Annotated in this window: 13 protein-coding genes; 8 read left to right on the forward strand and 5 right to left on the reverse strand. The window is 67.8% G+C overall.

The annotated features are described in order from the left end of the window. Positions 1 to 37: 37 nt before the first annotated feature. From htpX to def, 3 genes are all read right to left on the reverse strand, one after another. Entirely contained in the window at positions 38 to 889 is an 852-nt protein-coding gene (htpX, locus tag B4920_RS11425) for a zinc metalloprotease HtpX (RefSeq protein WP_079434815.1), read from the reverse strand. Positions 890 to 1,063: 174 nt separating this feature from the next. Continuing rightward, the gene (fmt, locus tag B4920_RS11430; protein ID WP_079434816.1) at positions 1,064 to 1,984 is read right to left on the reverse strand and encodes a methionyl-tRNA formyltransferase; all 921 of its coding nucleotides are present in this window, start codon (positions 1,982 to 1,984) and stop codon (positions 1,064 to 1,066) included. Further along, positions 1,984 to 2,487 carry a peptide deformylase gene (def, locus tag B4920_RS11435; RefSeq protein ID WP_079434817.1) on the reverse strand — a complete coding sequence of 168 codons (504 nt, stop codon included), beginning with the start codon at positions 2,485 to 2,487 and terminating at the stop codon, positions 1,984 to 1,986. Before def ends, fmt begins: the two co-directional genes overlap by 1 nt. A 143-nt stretch (positions 2,488 to 2,630) precedes the next feature. Between def and B4920_RS11440 the strand changes: the two genes are divergently transcribed. The 4 genes from B4920_RS11440 (at position 2,631) to B4920_RS11455 (ending at position 8,008) form a co-directional block, all read left to right on the forward strand. Then, positions 2,631 to 3,728, forward strand: coding sequence for a LysM peptidoglycan-binding domain-containing protein (locus B4920_RS11440; RefSeq protein WP_079434818.1), 1,098 nt, complete (start codon positions 2,631 to 2,633; stop codon positions 3,726 to 3,728). Between the two features lie 13 nt (positions 3,729 to 3,741). Continuing rightward, positions 3,742 to 4,830: a DNA-processing protein DprA gene (dprA, locus tag B4920_RS11445; protein WP_079434819.1), complete on the forward strand. Its 1,089-nt coding sequence runs from the start codon at positions 3,742 to 3,744 to the stop codon at positions 4,828 to 4,830. A gap of 29 nt (positions 4,831 to 4,859) precedes the next feature. Further along, complete coding sequence (locus B4920_RS11450) at positions 4,860 to 5,336, forward strand: DUF494 family protein (protein ID WP_079434820.1); 477 nt, start codon at positions 4,860 to 4,862, stop codon at positions 5,334 to 5,336. A 152-nt stretch (positions 5,337 to 5,488) separates the two neighbouring features. Then, complete coding sequence (locus B4920_RS11455; protein ID WP_079434821.1) at positions 5,489 to 8,008, forward strand: DNA topoisomerase III; 2,520 nt, start codon at positions 5,489 to 5,491, stop codon at positions 8,006 to 8,008. Positions 8,009 to 8,137: 129 nt separating this feature from the next. Here the strand turns inward: B4920_RS11455 and B4920_RS11460 are convergent, their stop codons facing one another. Continuing rightward, positions 8,138 to 8,995, reverse strand: coding sequence for an HDOD domain-containing protein (locus B4920_RS11460; RefSeq protein WP_079434822.1), 858 nt, complete (start codon positions 8,993 to 8,995; stop codon positions 8,138 to 8,140). A 172-nt stretch (positions 8,996 to 9,167) separates the two neighbouring features. Here B4920_RS11460 and B4920_RS11465 point away from each other — a divergent pair, with 172 nt between their 5' ends. From B4920_RS11465 to B4920_RS11480, 4 genes are all read left to right on the forward strand, one after another. Beyond that, a complete protein-coding gene (locus B4920_RS11465; protein ID WP_139379497.1) occupies positions 9,168 to 9,662 on the forward strand; it encodes a hypothetical protein in 495 nt (164 codons plus the stop codon). A gap of 71 nt (positions 9,663 to 9,733) precedes the next feature. After that, positions 9,734 to 11,710 (forward strand): DUF1631 family protein, encoded by a 1,977-nt coding sequence (locus tag B4920_RS11470; RefSeq protein WP_161493290.1) that lies wholly within the window; start codon positions 9,734 to 9,736, stop codon positions 11,708 to 11,710. 104 nt (positions 11,711 to 11,814) lie between these two features. Then, positions 11,815 to 17,328: an excinuclease ABC subunit UvrA gene (uvrA, locus tag B4920_RS11475; protein WP_079434825.1), complete on the forward strand. Its 5,514-nt coding sequence runs from the start codon at positions 11,815 to 11,817 to the stop codon at positions 17,326 to 17,328. Positions 17,329 to 17,332: 4 nt separating this feature from the next. Then, the gene (locus B4920_RS11480) at positions 17,333 to 18,262 is read left to right on the forward strand and encodes a LysR family transcriptional regulator (RefSeq protein WP_079434826.1); all 930 of its coding nucleotides are present in this window, start codon (positions 17,333 to 17,335) and stop codon (positions 18,260 to 18,262) included. Between the two features lie 128 nt (positions 18,263 to 18,390). Here the strand turns inward: B4920_RS11480 and B4920_RS11485 are convergent, their stop codons facing one another. Next, on the reverse strand, positions 18,391 to 19,644 hold the full coding sequence (locus B4920_RS11485) for a Bcr/CflA family multidrug efflux MFS transporter (RefSeq protein ID WP_079434827.1): 1,254 nt from the start codon (positions 19,642 to 19,644) through the stop codon (positions 18,391 to 18,393). Positions 19,645 to 19,768 lie beyond the last annotated feature (124 nt).

The following is a 19,768-nucleotide window of genomic DNA, read 5'->3' on the forward strand; positions in this document are numbered from 1 at the left end:
TAGCCGGGTTCCCGTTCAGTTGCCGGGGCGTGCCGCGTTAGCGGCGGCCGGCCATCGCGCGCAGACGCGCCACTCGTTCCTCGGTGGCCGGATGCGTGCTGAACAGCCCGGCCAGGCCGCGGCCTGACAAGGGATTCATGATCATCATCTGCCCGGTTTCCGGGTGAGCCTCGGCAGTGGGCATCGGAATGCCGCGGGCAAAGGCGTCGATCTTCATCAGCGCGTCGGCCAGGGCGTGCGGGTCGCTGGCAATTTCGGCGCCGCCACGGTCGGCTTCGAACTCCCGGGCGCGGGAGATCGCCATCTGAATCACGCTGGCCGCCAGCGGGGCGAGCAGGGCCACCGCGATGGAGGCGATCGGGTTGGCCGGGCGGCCTTCCGCGTCGCGGCCGCTGAAGAACATCGCGAAGTTGGCCAGCGCCGAGATCGCCCCGGCCATCGTCGCCGAGATCGTCGAGATCAGGATGTCCCGGTGCTTCACGTGGGCCAGCTCGTGGGCCATCACGCCGCGCAGTTCGCGCTGGCTGAGCATCTGCAGGATGCCGGTGGTGGCCGCCACGGCGGCGTTTTCCGGGTTGCGGCCGGTGGCGAAGGCGTTCGGCTGGTCCTCGTGGATGATATAGACGCGCGGCATCGGCAGCTGGGCGCGGCCGGCCAGTTCGCGGACCATGTTGTAGAGGTAAGGGGAGCTGGTTTCGTCCACTTCCTGCGCGTTGTACATGCGCAGCACCATCTTGTCGGAGAACCAGTACGAGAACAGGTTCATCGCGCCGCCGAAGACCAGCGCGAGCACCATCCCCGACTTGCCGCCGATGAGGCCGCCGATCACGCCGAACAACGCGATGATCGCCGCCATCAGGATGGATGTCTTGAGCCAGTTGCCGAGCATTGGGTGTAACCGTCCTTTCGGGATTGAGTGGGAAACGCCTGTTAGATGGGGCAGGGCACCAAAAATTCAAGAATTTTTAAGTGCTTGCGTAAAAACCTGTAAGCGGGAACTGCATGCCGCATGAAAAAGGCCCGCGTCCAACGCGGGCCTTGCGGACGGCTGCGGAGGCGCTGGCTAGTCGAAGCGGCTGCCCACTGCGATGGCCGTGCCGCGCACGAAGTCAGCCGCTGCCAGGCGCTTGCCGCCGGGCTTCTGCAGCTCGGTTATGCACAGCGCACCCTCGCCGCAGGCGACGATCACACCGGCGCCTTCGGCCAGCAGCACTTCGCCAGGAGTGCCGCCGGCGTCGATGGCACGGGCGCGCCACAGCTTGATCGGCGTGCCCTGGTAATTGCCCAGCGCGCCGGGGAAGGGGTTGAAGGCGCGGATCGCCCGTTCGATCTCGGTGGCCGGGCGGGTCCAGTCCACGGTGGCTTCGGCCTTGCCGATCTTGGCGGCGTAGGTGACGCCGTCGGCGGGCTGCGGGGTGGCAGTGAGGCCGTCGGGCAGGGCCCGCAGGGCGTCGACGATCAGGTCGGCGCCGAGGCCGGCCAAGCGGTCGTGCAGGCTGCCGGTGGTGTCGTCGGACTCGATGGCCGTGCTGCGCTTGAGCAACATCGGGCCGGTGTCGAGGCCGGCATCCATCTGCATGATGGTGATGCCGGTTTCCGCATCGCCGGCCTCAATGGCCCGGTGGATCGGCGCGGCGCCGCGCCAGCGTGGCAGCAGCGAGGCATGGATGTTGAGGCAGCCGTAGCGCGGCAGATCGAGCACCGCCTGGGGCAGGATGATGCCGTAGGCGGCGACCACCAGCACGTCCACATTGGCTTCGGCCAGCGGCGCCTGCTGTTCCGGTGTGCGCAGCTTTTCAGGCTGGTGCACCGGGATGCCGGCGGCGACGGCGACCTGCTTGACCGGGCTGGGCTGCAATTGCATGCCACGGCCGGCGGGGCGGTCCGGCTGGGTGAGGACCAGGGGCACGTCGAAACCGGCGGCCAGGATGGCCTGCACTGCGGCGGCGGCGAATTCGGGGGTTCCGGCGAAGGCGACTTTCATCAGGCGGTGATCCGGGCTTTCTTGGCCAGCTTGCCCTTGATGCGGGTCTGCTTGAGCTGGGACAGGTATTCGACGAAGACCTTGCCTTCCAGGTGGTCCAGCTCGTGCTGGATGCACACCGCGAGGAGGCCGTCGGCTTCCATCTCGAAGCTCTCGCCCTTCTGGTTGAGGGCACGCACCTTGACCCGCTCGGCGCGGACGACCTTGTCGTATATGCCGGGCACGGACAGGCAGCCTTCCTCGCCGAGGTGCTCGCCGGAACGTTCGAGGATTTCCGGATTGATCAGCGCCAGCAGCTCGGACTTGTCTTCGGAGACGTCGATGACGACGACCCGTTTATGGACGTCCACCTGGGTGGCGGCCAGACCGATGCCGGGGGCCTCGTACATGGTTTCCGCCATGTCGGCGATCAGCCGGCGGATTTCGTCGTTCACTTCGCGTACCGGTGTGGCACGGGTGTGCAGGCGAGGATCGGGATAACGGAGAATGGGTAACAGGGCCATAAATATTGCCGGATGAAGACTTTACGTGCAGAATTTTGAGCCAAATCTACGATGCTCGCATCTTGCAAGGCGGGTATCGGCTCCGCAACACAGGCAACCCTTTGCCGGGTGAGGCCTGTCCGCCGAAAGCGAGTGCTCTTCCGATGATTCGCATTATATCCGCCCTCCTGATCGGCGTCGCCGCCCTGGTGCCTGCCGCTGCCGGTGCAGCCAATCCCATCCGTCTGGCCGACGACGCGCCGGACAGCCACGCGGTGGTGCCTGGCGATACCCTGTGGGGCATTTCCGGCAAGTTCCTCAAGGAGCCCTGGCGCTGGCCCGAGGTATGGCGCCTCAACCGGGAGCAGATCCGCAACCCGCACCTGATCTACCCGGGCCAGATCATCGTGCTCGACCGCAGCGGCCCGACCCTCAAGTTCGGCAAGCGCGTCGGTGGCCTCCCCGATCGTCCGCTCTACGAGAAGCGTTTCCCCCAGGTCTATTCCGAGCCCGGCAAGGCTGCGATCCAGAGCATTCCGCTGCGCGCGATCGCCCCCTTCCTGTCCGAACCACTGGTGGTGTCCGAGCAGGAGAACTCCACTGCCGGGATCCTGGTGGCTACGCAGGAGGGACGTGTGTTCACCGGCGCGGGCGATACCATCTTTGCGACGCGCGTCACGCCGGATGTCAAGACCTGGAATGTCTATCGCAAGGCGCAGCCGCTGAAGGACCCGGTGAGCGGCGAGATCCTCGGCTATGAAGCCGTGCATCTCGGTGTGGCCCAGGTGACCGCCGCGCCGGATGAAGACCCGTTGGCGGCGCCCGAAGGCAAGCCGGCGATCCCCGTGCCCACCAGCCTGACGGTGCTGAGCGCGAAGCAGGAAATCGGCAAGGGTGACCGGCTGTTGCCGGCGGGGCGTCCCGAACTGCCCAGCTACGTTCCGCATGCGCCGGACGACGACGTCCGTGGGCATGTGGTGTCGATCTACAACGGGGTGACCGAGACCGGCCGCTACAACGTGGTGTCCCTCAGTCTGGGCAAGCGGGACGGGATCGAGATCGGCCACGTGCTGGCGCTGCACCGGAACCGTGGCGAAACCGTCTACCGGGAAGATAATGTCGGCGCACCCCAGCGTTTCCGCCTGCCGGAGCAGCGCTATGGGCTGGTCTTCGTGTTTCGGGTCTTCGACCGCATCTCCTACGCGCTGGTGATGGACAGCAAGGGCGCGGTGGCGGTGGCCGACAGCGCGCGCAAGCCCTGAGCACCGGGTCATCTTGCCGGACGTCCATCCCCTCTCAGGCTGGCTGCGCCTGACCCTCACGCCGGGGCTGGGCCCGGCGGGCCAGCGCCAGCTGCTGGCCGCCTTCGGGCCGCCGGAAGCCATCTATTCCGCCACGCCGGGCGCACTGGCGGCGGTCGTCGGCGATGCCACGGCCAAAGTGCTCCTCGAACACGATGCCGCGAAGGCGGTGGACGCCGCGCTGGCGTGGCTGGACGTCACCGGCAATGCTGTCCTGACCCTCGGTGACGCGGCCTATCCGGCGGCACTGCTGGAAACCCCCGATCCACCCGTACTGCTCTACGTCAAGGGCGACGCCGGTCTGCTGAGTCGTCCGTCGATCGCCGTGGTAGGGGCCCGCAATGCGACGCCGCAGGGCGAGGCCAACGCCGAGGATTTTTCCGCCGCCCTGTCGTCTGCCGGCCTGACCATCGTCAGCGGCCTGGCCCTCGGTATCGATGCCGCGGCCCACCGGGGCGGCCTGGCCGGGGTGGGGGGCACGGTGGCGGTGATCGGCACCGGAGCCGACCGCATCTACCCGGCCCGCAATGCGGCACTGGCACGGCGGATCGCCGAGGCCGGGGCCATCGTCAGCGAGTTTCCCCTCGGCAGCGGTCCGCTGGCCCATCATTTTCCGCGCCGCAACAGGCTGATCGCCGGCCTGTCCCGCGGCGTGCTGGTGGTCGAGGCGGCCGTGAAGAGCGGCTCGCTGATCACCGCGCGGCTGGCCGGCGACTGCGGCAGGGAGGTCTTCGCGATTCCAGGCTCCATCCATTCGCCCCTGTCCCGCGGTTGCCATCGCCTGATCCGTGATGGCGCAAAACTCGTCGAATCTGCCAATGACATACTTGAGGAGCTGCGCCTGCCGACGCCGGAAGTCGCGCCGCAGCACGCGCCTGGCCCGGTCGAGGGGGGCGGAGACGAAGGTGGCGTGCTTGCTGCGCTGGGACATGACCCGGTGGACATGGACACCCTTGTGCACCGCACCAGCTTGACGCCGGAAGCGCTCTACGCCATTCTGCTTACGCTGGAACTCGACGGACGGGTCTCCCGCCTGCCCGGAGGGCGCCTCCAGCGCCTTTGAAAAACCACCGGCCTCAGGCCCCACGCGCCATGTTCGATATCCTCGTGTACCTCTTCGAGAACTACGTCCACGCCGACGCATGCCCCGAACCTGCGCAGTTGGCCCGCAAGCTGACGGCCGCCGGTTTCGAGGAAGAAGAAATCACCGACGCCCTGGAGTGGTTGTCCGGTCTGCGCCAGTTGTCCGACGGCGAGCGTCCGGCCCAGTGCGCCCGTGCCGGCTCCCTGCGTATCTACGCCGACGACGAACTGGTTCGCCTGGGTGTGGAGTGCCGCGGTTTCCTGCTTTTCCTCGAGAACGCCGGTATCCTCGACGCCGAGTGCCGGGAAGTGATCATCGAGCGGGCACTGGCCCTCGACGATCCGGAGATCGAGCTGGAGAACCTCAAGGTCATCGTGCTGATGGTGTTGTGGCAGCAGGATCGCCCGATCAATGGCCTGATCCTCGACGAGCTGCTCAACGAGGCGCTCGAGGACGAAGAGCCGGCGACATTCCCGGTGCATTGAGCGGCCGCGGCTTGCACGCCCGGCGCAGGCTTCCGTATGATGCGCCGCTCCCCCCAACAACCTGAATCAGGCGCCATGTTGCGCACTACAGGCATGAGCCGGCCGGCCGCCCCCAGGGCGAGGACCGGAGTGCGCAGCACGAAGGTACTCCAATGAGCAAGCAGCTGATCATCGCGGAAAAGCCCTCGGTCGCGGCAGACATCGCCCGCGCCCTCGGTGGTTTCACCAAGGAAAAAGACTATTTCGAGTCGGAGCACTATGTGCTCTCTTCGGCGGTCGGCCATTTGCTGGAGCTTACGGTACCTGCCGAGTTCGAAGTCAAGCGTGGCAAGTGGTCTTTCGCGCACCTGCCGGTGATCCCGCCGCATTTCGCGCTCAATCCGATCGAGAAGACCGAGGATCGGCTCAAGCTGCTGACCCGCCTGATCAAGCGCAAGGATGTCACCGGCCTGATCAACGCCTGTGACGCGGGGCGTGAAGGGGAACTGATCTTCAGCTTCATCGTGCAGCATTCCGGCAGCGCCAAGCCGGTACAGCGCCTGTGGCTGCAGTCGATGACGGCCGGGGCGATCCGCGATGGTTTCGCTCAGCTGCGCGCCGCCGCTGACGTGGAGGGCTTGCGCGAAGCCGCCGTATGCCGGGCCGAGAGCGACTGGCTGATCGGCATCAACGGCACCCGCGCGATGACCGCCTTCAATTCCAAGACCGGAGGTTTCCACCTGACCACGGTCGGGCGCGTGCAGACCCCGACGTTGGCCATCGTCGTCGAGCGCGAAGAAAAGATCCGCGCCTTCAAGCCTACTGATTACTGGGAGCTGGAGGCCAGCTTCGGCTGCCAGGCCGGCGCCTACGCCGGCCGTTGGTTCGACGAGGGTTTCAAGAAGCCCGAGGAGGGCGCGCCGCTCGCCGAGCACGCCACGGCCTTCCGCCTGTGGGAAAAGGCCCGTGCCGAAGCCATCAAGGCCAAGTGCGAGGGCAAGACCGGTACGGTTGAGGAAGAGTCGAAGCCGTCCTCACAGCTGTCGCCGTTGCTGTTCGACCTCACCTCCCTGCAGCGTGAAGCCAACGGCCGCTTCGGCTTCTCGGCGCGGACCACGCTGCAACTGGCCCAGGCCCTTTACGAAAAGCACAAGGTCCTGACCTACCCGCGGACCGACGCCCGCGCGCTGCCGGAAGACTACGTCGGCCAGGTTCAGGGCATCCTCGGCGGCCTGCCGGATGTTTACGCGCCCTTCGCCAACGAGATCGTCAAGCACGGCTGGGCCAAGCCCAACAAGCGCATCTTCAACAACGCCAAGATCTCCGACCACTTCGCGATCATCCCGACCGGCACGGCGCCCAAGAGCCTGTCCGAGGCCGAGGCGAAGATCTACGATCTGGTGACCCGGCGCTTTCTGGCGGTGTTCTACCCGGCCGCCGAATACCGCATCACCACCCGCATCACCCGCGTCGAAGGCGAAGCCTTCAAGACCGAGGGCAAGATCCTCGTCAATCCGGGCTGGCTGGCCATCTATGGCAAGGCCGCCGCGGTGAGCGAGGAGGAGGGCGGTACACCGCAGCTGGTGGCGGTCGAGCCTGGCGAGAAGGTCAGCACCGACGAGATCCTCGTCAAGGCCCTGGTCACCAAGCCGCCGGCACGCTTCAACGAAGCCACGCTGCTGTCGGCGATGGAAGGCGCCGGCAAGATGGTGGACGACGAGGAGCTGCGTGCCGCGATGGCCGGCCGCGGTCTCGGCACGCCGGCGACCCGCGCGCAGATCATCGAAAACCTGATCGGCGAAACCTACATGCTGCGGGACGGCAAGGAGCTGATCCCGACCGCCAAGGCCTTCTCGCTGATCACGCTGCTGCGGGGCCTCGGCACCAACGAGCTGACCTCGCCGGAACTCACCGGCGAGTGGGAGCACAAGCTGGCCCAGATGGAGCGTGGCGCGCTGTCCCGCGCCGAGTTCATGGAGCACATCCAGGCCATGACCCGCGACATCGTCGAGCGTGCCAAGCGCTACGAGTCGGATACGGTGCCCGGCGACTTTGCCACGCTGCAGACGCCGTGCCCCAAGTGCGGCGGTCAGGTAAAGGAGAACTACAAGAAGTTTTCCTGCCAGAGCTGCGACTGGAGCGCCTGGAAGATCGTCGCCGGGCGCCAGTTCGAGATCCCGGAAATCGAGGCCCTGCTGGCCACCGGCCGGGTCGGCCCCTTGCTGGGCTTCCGCAACAAGATGGGGCGGCTGTTCAACGCCGAGATCCGCCTCAACGACGACAAGCAGCCGGAATTCGATTTCGGCCAGCCGAAGGAGGACGAAGCCGCCGAGGCGGTGGACTTCTCCGGTCAGGACTCCCTGGGGCTGTGCCCGAAATGCAGCGCCCAGGTGTATGAGCACGGCCTGTCCTACGTCTGCAGCAAGTCGGTGGGGCCGGAGAAATCCTGCGATTTCCGCTCCGGCAAGATCATCCTGCAGCAACCGATCGAACGCGATCAGATGCAGAAGCTGCTCGACACCGGGCGGACCGAGCTGCTGCGCGGTTTCGTGTCGAGCCGCACCAAGCGCAAGTTCTCCGCTTTCCTGGTGCGCGGCGAAGACGGCAAGGTCGGCTTCGAGTTCGAGAAGAAGGAGCCCAAGGCTGCGGCCGCCAAGAAACCGGCCGCCCGCAAGAAGGCCGAAGCCGAGTAAGCCCCGGACAGGCTCAAGAAAAATGCCCGCCATGATGGCGGGCATTTTTCTGGGTGGTCGCCTCTGTTGTCGAGGGGGAGTCCAGTGCGGGCGAATGAATTTGCCCCTACGGTCCCACAGCGGGCAGCGTCAGGCCAGTGCGGCGGCGACGATTTCGCGGAACTCGTCCAGATCGTGGTCGGTGGTGCCGAGGAATGTGCGTGCGTTCTCGAAGGCGCGTTGGTCCACGCCCTGAGCGGCGCCGCCCAGCTCGGCGATGATGAACTCGGCGAGCTGGGCGATGGCGATCAGCGCCAGCGCGTTCGACGGAAGCTCGTCCTCGGGCAGGATGTAGCGTTCGGGATTGTGGTGGTGCTGGATGGCCGAGGCGATCTTGGCCGGCAGCCCCCAGTTGCGCGCCAGCAGCCAGCCGACCACCGCGTGGTCGCTGTGGAAGTGTTCGCGTTCCAGCGCGACCAGACGGTCGCCGTGCTCGCCGGCCCCGGCATAGAGTTCGGCATAGGTGGAGAAGTGCTGCATCAGCACCGGCACCGCAGCGTTCTGGAACAGTCCATAGGTGTAGGCATCCTCCGGCGGAATGCCCACATGCTTGCGGGCCAGCAGGCCGGCACACAGTGCGCGGGACGCTGCCATGTCCCAGAAGTGTTCCAGGAAGTCAGCCGGCAGGCCGTCGACGGAGCTGCGCAGCGCTGCTGCGACTATGATGTTCAATACGTTGCTGGTGCCGAGGCGGCTGATGGCTTGCTGCACGCTCTTGACCCGCGCGGCGGAGCCGAACATCGGTGAGTTGGCGAGCTTGACAGCCATCGCCGACATGCCCACGTCGGATGAGATGATGCGCGCCAGGACCTTGAAGTTGGGTTCATCCTTGCGGGCTTCCTTCAGTACTTCGGTGACCACGGCCGGGCAGGCCGGGATACGGATTGCCGCGAGGTCGGTGGCGAGTTGTTCGCTGTTGGGGGAGGAGGGCTTGGTGGCGCTTGTCATGATTCGGTACTGACGGCGAGTCCGCTCGTTGAATTTATCAAAAAAATCAATTTTTTAATTTTAAGGTGTAAATCTCGATGGGCAATTGCTGCTTTGCCGCACGCGTGACTATTGCACACCTGTGCCGTGGAGGTGAGCGGCTGGAAGGAGAAAAATGGCGCGCAGATCTCCCTTGCTGACGGGAATGGCGAGTGTGGCTGTGGCGATTTCCCAAGTATATCTGGGCTGTCTCGTGGGGGATCGGCGTCCCAGCATCATCTGTCTGCAGCTCAGTTTCAGCCCGGAGCATTACTGGGGAATCCTGGCCGCGTGGGGGGCCGATGGACTGCAGGCGTATCGGGGACATTTTGCCGCGGATACCCTCCACCTGTGCATCTATGCACTGTTCGGCTACGTGGTAGCGACTCGCGGTGGCCTTTTCCCGGAGGCCGAGACACGCGCTTCCGGCAGGCTGGCAGCCCTGTTGCCGCTGGCGGCGCTTTTCGATGTGGCGGAAAACCTGCTGCAATTGCATCTGCTGGCCGGCCCTTTCGGTGCGCCGAGTGCGGCGATCCCGTTGTCGGCCTTGTGTTCGTCTCTCAAATGGGGGCTTGTCGCTGTCTTCGCAGCGTGGGCGGGGTGGCGCCTGGCCAACAAATATGGCCTGGCAGGGCGTCCTTCACACTGAAGATTTCGGCATTTTTCCCGATAAGCCCACTTCTCGCTAAGATCCGCCAACATAATACGACCCCGACCGCCATGGCGCATCCCTCTACCTACGACGACAAACCGACCACGATGGCCGCCCAACTGCTGGCCGATTGTCGGGCGCGTTTCCTGGAGACGATCCGGCGGGCGGCGGGAGAGGCCATTCGTCACGAAGGGTGGCTCGACCAGCTGGCCCAGGCGGCCGGCGAGTGCTTTGACGAGCTGTCGGGGAGCAAGGAGCGGCCGGGCTTCGAGCAGATGCACGGGTTGACTGCTTCGCACATCAGCCTGGTCCATGATGATGACATGGATTATTCGGTCGAGCTGATGAACCTCGACCAGCGTCTGCGCGACCGTTGCGAACGCGAACTGGCAGCCCTGCACCTGCGCATGCGTATCCTGATGGCCGGCACCGATGCCGTGCTGCAGAAGGAGTCCCCGGTGGGTACCGAGAGCGTGTGCCGGGCGTTGCGGGCGCTGAAGGAGCACGAGCATCTCAGTGCCCAGGAGGCGATGGTGCTCCTCAAACGCCTCGAGGAGCCGCTGCAGCGCCACTTGTGTGTGTTCTACCGGGAGCTCGAGCATGATCTGGCCGAGGCGGGCGTCGACTCCCGCTACCGGATCGTGACACCGGCTCGTTCGTCCCTCGGGCCCGGCAGCGAGCGTGCCGAGGAAGTGGAGTCCCCGCGCAGCCTGGCCATCCATCCGGTGGATGCCCTGCGTCTATCGGTACTGGCCCGGCGCGACATGGCCCCCGGCGTCGCCCATCTCGACCCGACGCTGGCCTCGGCGCTACTGGAGCGTATCGAGGCCTGGCTCGGTGAGCGCCAGAACTATGGCAGCGGTGTGCCCCAGTCCCTGGGGACGAGCGAACTCGGTGCCTTGCTGGCGCCGGCCAGGGCGGCTGCGGTCGAGGTCGTGGAAACCGTGCTCGCCTACGTGGCGGCGTCACCGTCCCTGCCGGCAACGATCAGGATGATCCTGGCCCAGTTGCGTGTTCCGATGCTGCGCCTGGCCCTGCGCAGTGAAACCCTACTGGCTGAAGAGCGTCATCCGGCGCTGCGTCTGGTGGATTTGATCGCCAATGTCGGCCGTACGCTGCCTCACGATTGTCCGCCTGAGCTGCCTGTGTGCCGTGGTCTGCTGCTGGTCGTGCGTCCGCTGCAGCGGGTGCCCCGTCTCGAGGATCGGGACTTCCAGGTCGCGTTGACGGGCGCGGAGGTCCTGCTGAAATCCCGCCAGAAGGGCGCGCTGGCCCGCGCCGCGGCCTACAAGGACGAGGCCGAGCGCCTGGAGCGGCGCGAGGTGGCCCTGCACCAGGCCAGCCGGGCGATCTACCTGCTGATCGGACATCGTTCTGAGGCGGTGGCACGGGAGTTCATCGAGGGGTATTGGGTGCACGTGCTGGCCAAGGCGGCCTATCGTTACGGTACCGGCAGCCCGCAATGGACCTCCCGCGTGCAGACCGCCCACCGTCTGCTGGTCAGCGCGATGCCGGAGCCGGACGAGGTGGCGCGCCAGCATCTGATGGCGCAGTTGCCGGCGCTGATGCGCTCGCTGGAGGAGGGGCTGGCGTGGATCGGCCTGGCACCGGAGCGCATCCGGGAGGGGCTGGCCCCGTGCCTGGAGCTGCATGCCGCCCTGATCGCCGGGCGATCCGGGCCCGAGCCCCGCTACCGCAGGCCGGCGGTGCCGGTTCTCGGCCCGGTGGGCGAGCGTCCGGACTTCCGGATTCTGCGCCACAAGCAGTACTTTGCCGGTGAGCTGTCGCTGGCGTCCGAGTGGGCCGAACTCGAAGTCGGCGACAGCGTCTTCGTCGGACTGCCGGACGGCAGCACGGCGAGAGGCTTCGTCGGGCTGATCGGCCCGGCCCACCAGTTGATCCTGGTTGCCGACGGCGACAGCAGTGAAGTGCTGGCCGTGACCGCCCGCGCCCTGGCTCAGCAGACCGCCTCGCCGCAGACCCAGTTGTGCCGTGACGAGTCGATCGTGGACGAAGCGGCCACCGACCGGCTGATCAATCCCTGAGCGCCTGCGCGTCGGTGCGCGCGGGGGAACCGACGGCGCTGCGGCGGGTCTGCCAACAGGCCCTACAATAATGCCCGCCCGCCTCTTCTCCGACCCTGCTGCCCATGTGTTCCGATCCCGCCTGCCCGGCCGACCACGGCCCTGCTGACGCCGACGCCATCCGTATCCGCGGCGCCCGCCAGAACAACCTGAAGAACCTGTCCCTCGACATCCCCCACAACGAACTGGTGGTGGTCACCGGGGTGTCCGGTTCCGGCAAGAGTTCGCTGGTCTTCGACACCCTCTACGCCGAAGGCCAGCGCCGCTACGTGGAGACCTTCTCCCCGTACGCGCGCCAGTTCCTCGACCGCATGGACAAGCCGCAGGTGGATCGCATCGAAGGCGTGCCGCCGGCCATCGCCATCGACCAGACCAACCCGGTGCGCACCTCCCGCTCGACGGTCGGCACGATGACCGAGCTGGCCGACCACTTCAAGCTGCTCTACGCCCGTGCCGCCAAGCTGCACTGCCGCTGCTGCGGCAAGCCGGTGAGCCGCGACACGCCGGCGACGATCTTCGCCGACCTGGCGGCCCGCGCGGCGGCGGCCGGTGATCCGCGCCTGGTGGTGAGCTTCCCGGTCACTGTGCCGACGAGCTTCAGCGACGAGGAGATCGCCGGTCTCCTCGCCCAGCAGGGCTACACCCGCATCCATTCCCGCGACGGCGAGCAGCTCCACGTGGTGCAGGACCGCTTCCGCCTCGGCAATGCCGAGCACGCCCGCGTGATGGAGGCGCTGGAGATCGGCCTGCGCGCCGGCCACGGCCGCCTCAGCGTGCATGCGCTGGCCGACGACGGCGAGACGCGCTGGAAATTCAGCTCGGGCCTGCACTGCGCCGAGTGCGACATCGCCTATTCCGACCCGACGCCGAGCCTGTTCTCCTTCAACTCGCCGATCGGCGCCTGCGACACCTGCAAGGGCTTCGGTCGGGTCATCGGGGTGGATTTCTCGCTGGTGGTGCCGGACGAGTCCAAGACCCTCGCCGAAGGCGCGGTGAAGCCCTGGCAGAGCCCCAGCTTCAAGGAATGCCAGGACGACCTGGCCAAGATGGCGAAGAAGTACGGCGTTGCCATGGACATCCCGGTTCGCGACCTGCCGCCGGAGCATCGGGAATGGCTGTTCGAGGGCGATCCCAAGTGGAAGAGCTGGGACGCGTCCTGGCCGCGCCACTGGTACGGCATCCGCCACTTCTTCGACTGGATGGAGAGCAAGGCCTACAAGATGCACATCCGGGTGTTGCTGTCGCGCTACCGCAGCTACACCGAGTGCCCCGCCTGCCACGGCGCCCGTCTCAAGCCGGACGCGCTGCTGTGGCGGCTGCCGGCCGCTGCCGGCGAGTGGGCGATCCACGAACTGCTGGCCCGCCCGGTGGATGAGATCGTCCCCTTCGTCGCCGGGCTCACGCTGCCGGCGCCGCTGGACGAGGCCACCGAGCTGCTGCTCGGCGAGATCAAGGGCCGCCTCAAGTACCTGCAGGACGTCGGCCTCGGTTACCTGACGCTGGACCGCCAGTCGCGCACCTTGTCCGGCGGCGAGGTGCAGCGTATCAACCTGACCACCGCGCTGGGCACCTCGCTGGTGAATACGCTGTTCGTGCTCGACGAGCCGTCCATCGGCCTGCATCCGCGCGACATCAACCGCATCCTCGGGGTGATGGAGCGCCTGCGCGACGCCGGCAACTCGCTGGTGGTGGTGGAGCACGACCCGCAGCTGATGCTGGCCGCCGACCGCCTGCTCGACATCGGCCCCGGCCCCGGCGAGCGCGGTGGCGAGATCGTCGCCTACGGCCCGCCGGTGAGCATCGCCAACGATCCGGCTTCGCTGACGGGTGCCTACCTGGCCGGCCGCAAGCGCGTCGATGCGCGCCGCGTGCCGCGGCCGGTAGAGGCCAACACGCCGCGCCTGACGCTGCTCGGCGCCCGCCAGCACAACCTGCGCGGCGTCGATCTGGCGATCCCGCTGCAGCGCCTGGTTGGCGTCACTGGCGTGTCCGGCTCCGGCAAGTCCACGCTGATCCAGGACGTGCTGTTCCCGGCGCTGGCCAAGCACTTCGGCCAGCCGGCCGAGCATCCCGGCGCGTTTGAAGGCTTCGCTGGCGTGGAGGCGATCAAGGGCGTGGTGATGGTGGACCAGTCGCCGATCGGCAAGAGCGCGCGCTCCAACCCGGTCAGCTACGTGGGCGCCTGGGACGCCATCCGCAAGCTCTTCGCCAACCTGGAGGAAGCCAAGGAGCGTGGCTACACGCCGGGCACCTTCAGCTTCAACTCGGGCACCGGGCGCTGCCCGACCTGCACCGGCTCGGGCTTCGAGCACGTGGAGATGCAGTTCCTGTCCGACGTGTATCTGCGTTGCCCGGACTGCGACGGCAAGCGCTACCGGCCGGAGATCCTGGCCCTCAACTGGCGCGGCAAGAGCGTCGCCGACGTGCTGGAGATGACCGTCTCCGAAGCGCTGGCCTTCTTCGCCGACCAGAAAGCGGTGCTCGCCGCGCTGGCGCCGCTGGCCGACGTGGGGCTGGAATACCTGCGCCTCGGCCAGCCGGTGCCGACCCTGTCCGGCGGTGAGGCCCAGCGCCTCAAGCTGGCCGGCTACCTCGCCGAGGCGGCGCAACTGGCGGCCAAGAAGTCGAAAAAGGGTGATGGGGCGAGCGAGCCCGGCCTGCTGTTCCTGTTCGACGAGCCCACCACCGGCCTGCACTTCGAGGACGTGGCGCGCCTGCTGTCGGCCTTCGAGAAGCTCCTCGACGCCGGTCATTCGCTGGTGGTCATCGAGCACAACCTGGACGTGATCGCCGCCGCCGACTGGCTGATCGACCTTGGCCCGGAAGGTGGCAGCGGCGGCGGCCTGATCGTTGCCGAGGGCCGGCCGGCCGACCTGATCGCCACGCCGGCCTCCCACACCGGCAAGGCGCTGGCCGACTACGCCGCCCAGCTGTCGGCGATGCAGGCTGCGCCGGTGGTGGCCGAGCCGGCGCCGCGCTACCGGGCGGTGGTGCCGAAGGCGATCACCATCCGCCACGCCCGCCACCACAACCTGAAGAACGTCAGTCTGGACATCCCCCGCGACCAGTTCACGGTGATCACCGGCCTGTCCGGCTCGGGCAAGTCCACGCTGGCCTTCGACATCGTCTTCGGCGAGGGCCAGCGGCGCTACCTGGAGTCGCTCAACGCCTACGCCCGCCAGTTCGCGCAGCCGTCGGCGCGGCCCGAGGTGGACGCGATCTTCGGCATTCCGCCGACGGTGGCCATCGAGCAGCGGGTCAGCCGCGGCGGGCGCAAGAGCACGGTGGGCACCCTCACCGAGATCCAGCCCTTCCTGCGCCTGCTCTACGTGAAGCTCGGCACCCAGTACTGCCCGGACTGCGACGTGCCGGTCACGCCGCAGAGCTTCGAGGCCATCGTCGCGCAGATCCAGCGCGACTTCCACGGCCGCTCCGTCGAGCTGCTGGCGCCGCTGATCATCAACCGCAAGGGCTTGTACACCGACCTCGCCAAGTGGGCGCGGGGCAAGGGTTTCGAGCAGCTACGCGTCGATGGCGACTACCTGCCGACCAAGAAATGGCCGCGCCTCGACCGCTACAAGGAGCACAACATCGAGCTGCCGGTGGGCATGGTGCAGGTCGGGCCGGACACCGAAACCCCGCTGCGCGAATACGTGGCCGCAGCGCTGGAGCACGGCAAGGGCGTTCTCAAGCTGCTCCCGCTCGGCGAGGCGGCGGCGACGCTGACAACTTTGTCCACGCTGCGTGCCTGCCCGGATTGCGGCACCAGCTTCCCGGAGCCCGACCCGCGCCTGTTCTCCTACAACGCCAAGCACGGCTGGTGCCCGGACTGCTACGGCACCGGCATCAAGATCGCCGGCAAGGTGGAGAACCCGGACGACCTCGATCTGGGCGAACTGGAGGCCGACAGCGACGAGGCCTGCCCGAGCTGCCACGGCGCCCGCCTCAACCCGGTGGCCCGCGCGGTGCGCTTCCGCGACCTGGGCCTGCATGAGCTGGCCTCGCTGGCGGTCGGCAAGGTGGCGGACTTCTTCGATGGCCTGCAGCTGGCCCGGCGGGAGGCCGACATCGGCCGCGACCTGGTCGGCGAGATCCGCGGCCGGCTGGACTTCCTGAAGAAGGTTGGCCTCGGCTACCTGGCCCTCGACCGCGCCGCGCCGACCCTGTCCGGCGGCGAGGCGCAGCGCATCCGCCTGGCGGCCCAGCTCGGCTCCAACCTCACCGGCGTGTGCTACATCCTCGACGAGCCGACCATCGGCCTGCACCCGCGGGACAACCAGCTGCTGCTCGACACGCTGGAAGCCCTGCGCGGTCGCGGTAACACCTTGCTGGTGGTGGAGCACGACGAGGACACCATCCGCCGCGCCGACCACGTCATCGACATCGGCCCGGGCGCCGGTGTGCGCGGTGGGCGCATCATCGCCGAAGGCAAGCTGGCCGACCTGATGGCCGCGCCCGAATCGGCCACCGGGCGCTGCTTCCGCCAGCCGCTGGTGCATCCGCTGGCGCCGCGCCGTGCGGTGGCGGACGAGCAGCCGGCGCTGGTGGTGCGCGACGCCAGCCTGCACAACCTGAAGAACGTGTCGGCCCGCGTGCCCCTCGGCCGCCTGACGGTGGTGACCGGCGTGTCCGGCTCCGGCAAATCGACCTTCGCCCGCGACGTGCTGCATGCCAGCCTGGCAGCGGGTGCGCCGGTGGGCTGCGCCGAACTGGCCGGCCGCGAGCTGGTCGGTCGCGTGCTGGAGGTGGACCAGACGCCGATCGGCAAGACGCCGCGCTCCTGCCCGGCCACCTACATCGGCTTCTGGGACGCCATCCGCAAGCTGTTCGCCGAAACCACCGAGGCCAAGATGCGCGGCTGGAACGCCTCGCGCTTCTCCTTCAACACCGGCGCCGGCCGTTGCCCGGTGTGCGAGGGTCAGGGCCAGATCACCATCGAGATGAACTTCCTGCCCGACGTGAAGATGCCCTGCGAGGCTTGCGGCGGCGCCCGCTTCAATCCGGAAACCCTGACCGTGCAGTGGAAGGGCAAGACGGTGGCCGACCTGCTGCACATGGCGGTGGAGGACGCGGTGGATTTCTTCGCCGCCCACCCGGCCATTGCCCATCCGCTGCGCCTGCTGCAGGACGTAGGCCTCGGCTACCTGACCCTCGGCCAGCCCAGCCCGACCCTGTCCGGTGGCGAGGCCCAGCGCATCAAGCTCGTTTCCGAGCTGTCCAAGGTGCGCGGCCGCGCCGGCGAATCGGCCACCGGCCCCGGCCGGCCGCTGCCGCCGGAGAAGCACACCCTGTACGTGCTCGACGAGCCCACCGTCGGCCTGCACATGGCCGACGTGGAGAAGCTGATCCACGTGCTGCACCGCCTCGCCGACGCCGGCCACACGGTGCTGGTCATCGAGCACGACCTTGACCTGATGGCCGAGGCGGACTGGATCGTGGACCTCGGGCCGGAAGGCGGCGACGGCGGCGGCGAGATCGTTGCCGAAGGGCCGCCGGAGGCGGTGGTGCAGGTGGCGCGCTCCCACACCGGGCGCATCCTCGGCGAGTTCCTGGCGGCGCGCCGCGGCGAGGCCGCCTGAGCCGATGAACTCCGACGACCTGCGGCTGTTCGCGCGCATCGTCAAGGCCGGCAGCATCTCGCGGGCCGCGCTCGAGACCGGCGTCGACCAGTCCACTCTGAGCCGGCGCCTGGCGGCGCTGGAAGGGGAGCTCGGTACGCGCCTGCTGCACCGTAGCGGGCGCGGCGTGCTGCCCACCGAAAGGGGCGAGAAGCTGCTCGAATATGCCGAGTCGGTCGGCCGCCTGCTCGACGAGGCCGGCTCGGTGATGCAGGGAGGCGACGGACGCGGCCCGGGACAGCTGCACATCGCTGCTCAGCCGACTATCGCCAGCCTGCTCTTCGTGCCTTTGGCGCGGCTGCTGAAGGCACGCTATCCCGATACCCGCCTGCGTTTGGTGGAAGGGCTGGCCGACCAGCTGCTCGACAAGCTGGCCGGCGGTGACGTGGACCTGGCGCTGATCTACCTGCCCGAGCAGGGTGTCGTGCAGGCCGACGTGCTGCTCAACGAAGGACTGCGCCTGGTGCTGCCGGTGGATCATCCCTTGGCCGACGAGGCCGTGCCGGTGTCCGCACTGCGGGAGGTGCCGTTGATCCTGCCGAGCACCCACCATGGCCTGCGCCTCCAGGTGGCGTCCTTGGCCGCCCGCAACGGCTTCGTGCCGCAGATCGCGGTCGAGCTGGACGGCTCCATCGCCCTCATCAAGCGGCTGGTGATGGAAGGCTGCGGTGGAACCCTGTTGCCCGAAGCGGCGATCAGGGAAGAGCTTGCCGCCGGCACGCTGAAGAGCTGCCGGCTGACCGACCCAGAGGTGCACCGGCAGGTCGGCCTGGTGCTGGCGCGCAACCGGGTGGTGCCGGATGGCCTGTGGGACATCGTGCGGCTGATCAAGGACGAGGTGGCGCGGCTTGTCGAATCCGGCGACTGGCCAGATGCCAGGCTCGAACGAGGCTGATTCCACTTCCCATTGCTTGTGTGCGGGGCAGTGGACTGTGGGGGCGAATTCATTCGCCCGCGGTGGCCAATCCACTCGCGGAGGGCGAATGAATTCGCCCCAACAAAAGAAGGACAGGAGGCCGTTCCTCAGGCCGCGCCGGATTGCGACGCTGCGGCGGTGCTTGCGTGATGGTGGTCGTGGTGGGCAACCAGCAGACGATGCGCGGCCCAGGCGCCGATGCCGCACACGGCCATCACCGCCGCCAGCGGGCGGCCGCTGCCGTCATGGAGCAGGCCGACCAGCGCGCCGGCGAGGGTCGCGAAGAAGAACTGCAGCGCGCTGGCCAGGGCTGCAGCCGTGCCGGCCTGCTGGCCGTGGGTGGCGAGCGCCGAAGCGGTGGCGTTGGGGATGATGAACCCCAGGCTGCTGACGAAGCAGAAGAAGGCGCCGACGAACCACGGCAGCGAGATCTGTCCGGTGAAGGCCAGCCCGGCGAGCAGCAGGCCGGTCAGCAGCGGCACCCACAGCGCCCGGCGCAGCAGCAGGGTCGCCGGGTAGCGCTTCAGCAGATGGGCGTTGAGCTGGCTGGCGGCGATCAGGCCGAAGGCGTTGCTGCCGAAGAACCAGCCGTAGTCCTGCGGCGCGACGCCGTACAGGTCGATGAGCACGAAGGGCGAGCCGGCGATGTAGGCGAACATGCCCGACATGGCCAGGCCGCCGCCCAGCGCGTAGCCGAGGAAGGCCCGGTTGGCGAGCAGGCGGCCGTAGTTGCGCAGCACGGTGCCGAGCAGCAGCGGCGGTTCGTGGCGGGTGTCGTGGCTTTCCGCCAGGCCGGCGCGGATGGCCAGCAGACAGCCTGCGCCGAACACCGCCAGCACGACGAAGATGCTGCGCCAGCCGGCGAGGCCGAGCAGCGCGCCGCCGAGCAGCGGGGCGAGGATCGGGGCCAGGCCCATCACCAGCATCAGCAGCGAGAAGGCGCGGGCGGAATCACGCGCCGAGCAGCGGTCGCGGACGATGGCGCTGGGGATGATGATGCCGGCGCAGCCGCCGAGGCCCTGCACGAAACGCCAGGCGATCAGCGCCGGGATGCTCGTCGCACAGGCGGCGCCGACGGCTGCCACGGTGTACAGCGCCAGGCCGATGTAGAGCGGCTTCTTGCGGCCGAAGCGGTCGCTGAAGGGGCCGTAGAAAAGCTGGCCGAGGGTCAGCCCGATGAAGAAGGCAGCGAGGGTCAGCTCGACGCTGCCGGGCTGCCCGCCGAGGCTGCGCTCGATCTGCGGGAAGCTGGGCAGGTACATGTCGATGGACAGCGGGCCGATGGCGGTCAGCACGCCGAGCAGGACCAGCCAGGGGGGCAGGCCGAGGCGCTCTTCGGCGCCTGTGGTCGTCGTTGTCATGATGATTAAATGTCGGTTGGGGGCTACAGTATGGGCGGCTTGCGATGGCTGCTCATGGCTTCACGTGCATAGCCGCTATGCAGTGCCGCGGGCGCGGTGTGCCGGGAGGGAGGATTCGGGTGTT

Origin of the sequence: Zoogloea sp. LCSB751 (genome assembly GCF_002028455.1) — a bacterium.
In the GTDB taxonomy this organism is placed as follows: domain Bacteria; phylum Pseudomonadota; class Gammaproteobacteria; order Burkholderiales; family Rhodocyclaceae; genus Zoogloea.

Coding starts and splice junctions, on each gene's coding strand:
- B4920_RS11450 (WP_079434820.1), top strand. CDS start 4,860: ATGTTCGATATCCTCGTGTACCTCTTCGAGAACTACGTCCACGCCGAC.
- fmt (WP_079434816.1), bottom strand. CDS start 1,984: ATGAAAGTCGCCTTCGCCGGAACCCCCGAATTCGCCGCCGCCGCAGTG.
- htpX (WP_079434815.1), bottom strand. CDS start 889: ATGCTCGGCAACTGGCTCAAGACATCCATCCTGATGGCGGCGATCATC.
- B4920_RS11485 (WP_079434827.1), bottom strand. CDS start 19,644: ATGACAACGACGACCACAGGCGCCGAAGAGCGCCTCGGCCTGCCCCCC.
- uvrA (WP_079434825.1), top strand. CDS start 11,815: ATGTGTTCCGATCCCGCCTGCCCGGCCGACCACGGCCCTGCTGACGCC.
- B4920_RS11455 (WP_079434821.1), top strand. CDS start 5,489: ATGAGCAAGCAGCTGATCATCGCGGAAAAGCCCTCGGTCGCGGCAGAC.
- B4920_RS11480 (WP_079434826.1), top strand. CDS start 17,333: ATGAACTCCGACGACCTGCGGCTGTTCGCGCGCATCGTCAAGGCCGGC.
- B4920_RS11440 (WP_079434818.1), top strand. CDS start 2,631: ATGATTCGCATTATATCCGCCCTCCTGATCGGCGTCGCCGCCCTGGTG.
- B4920_RS11460 (WP_079434822.1), bottom strand. CDS start 8,995: ATGACAAGCGCCACCAAGCCCTCCTCCCCCAACAGCGAACAACTCGCC.
- def (WP_079434817.1), bottom strand. CDS start 2,487: ATGGCCCTGTTACCCATTCTCCGTTATCCCGATCCTCGCCTGCACACC.
- B4920_RS11470 (WP_161493290.1), top strand. CDS start 9,734: ATGGCGCATCCCTCTACCTACGACGACAAACCGACCACGATGGCCGCC.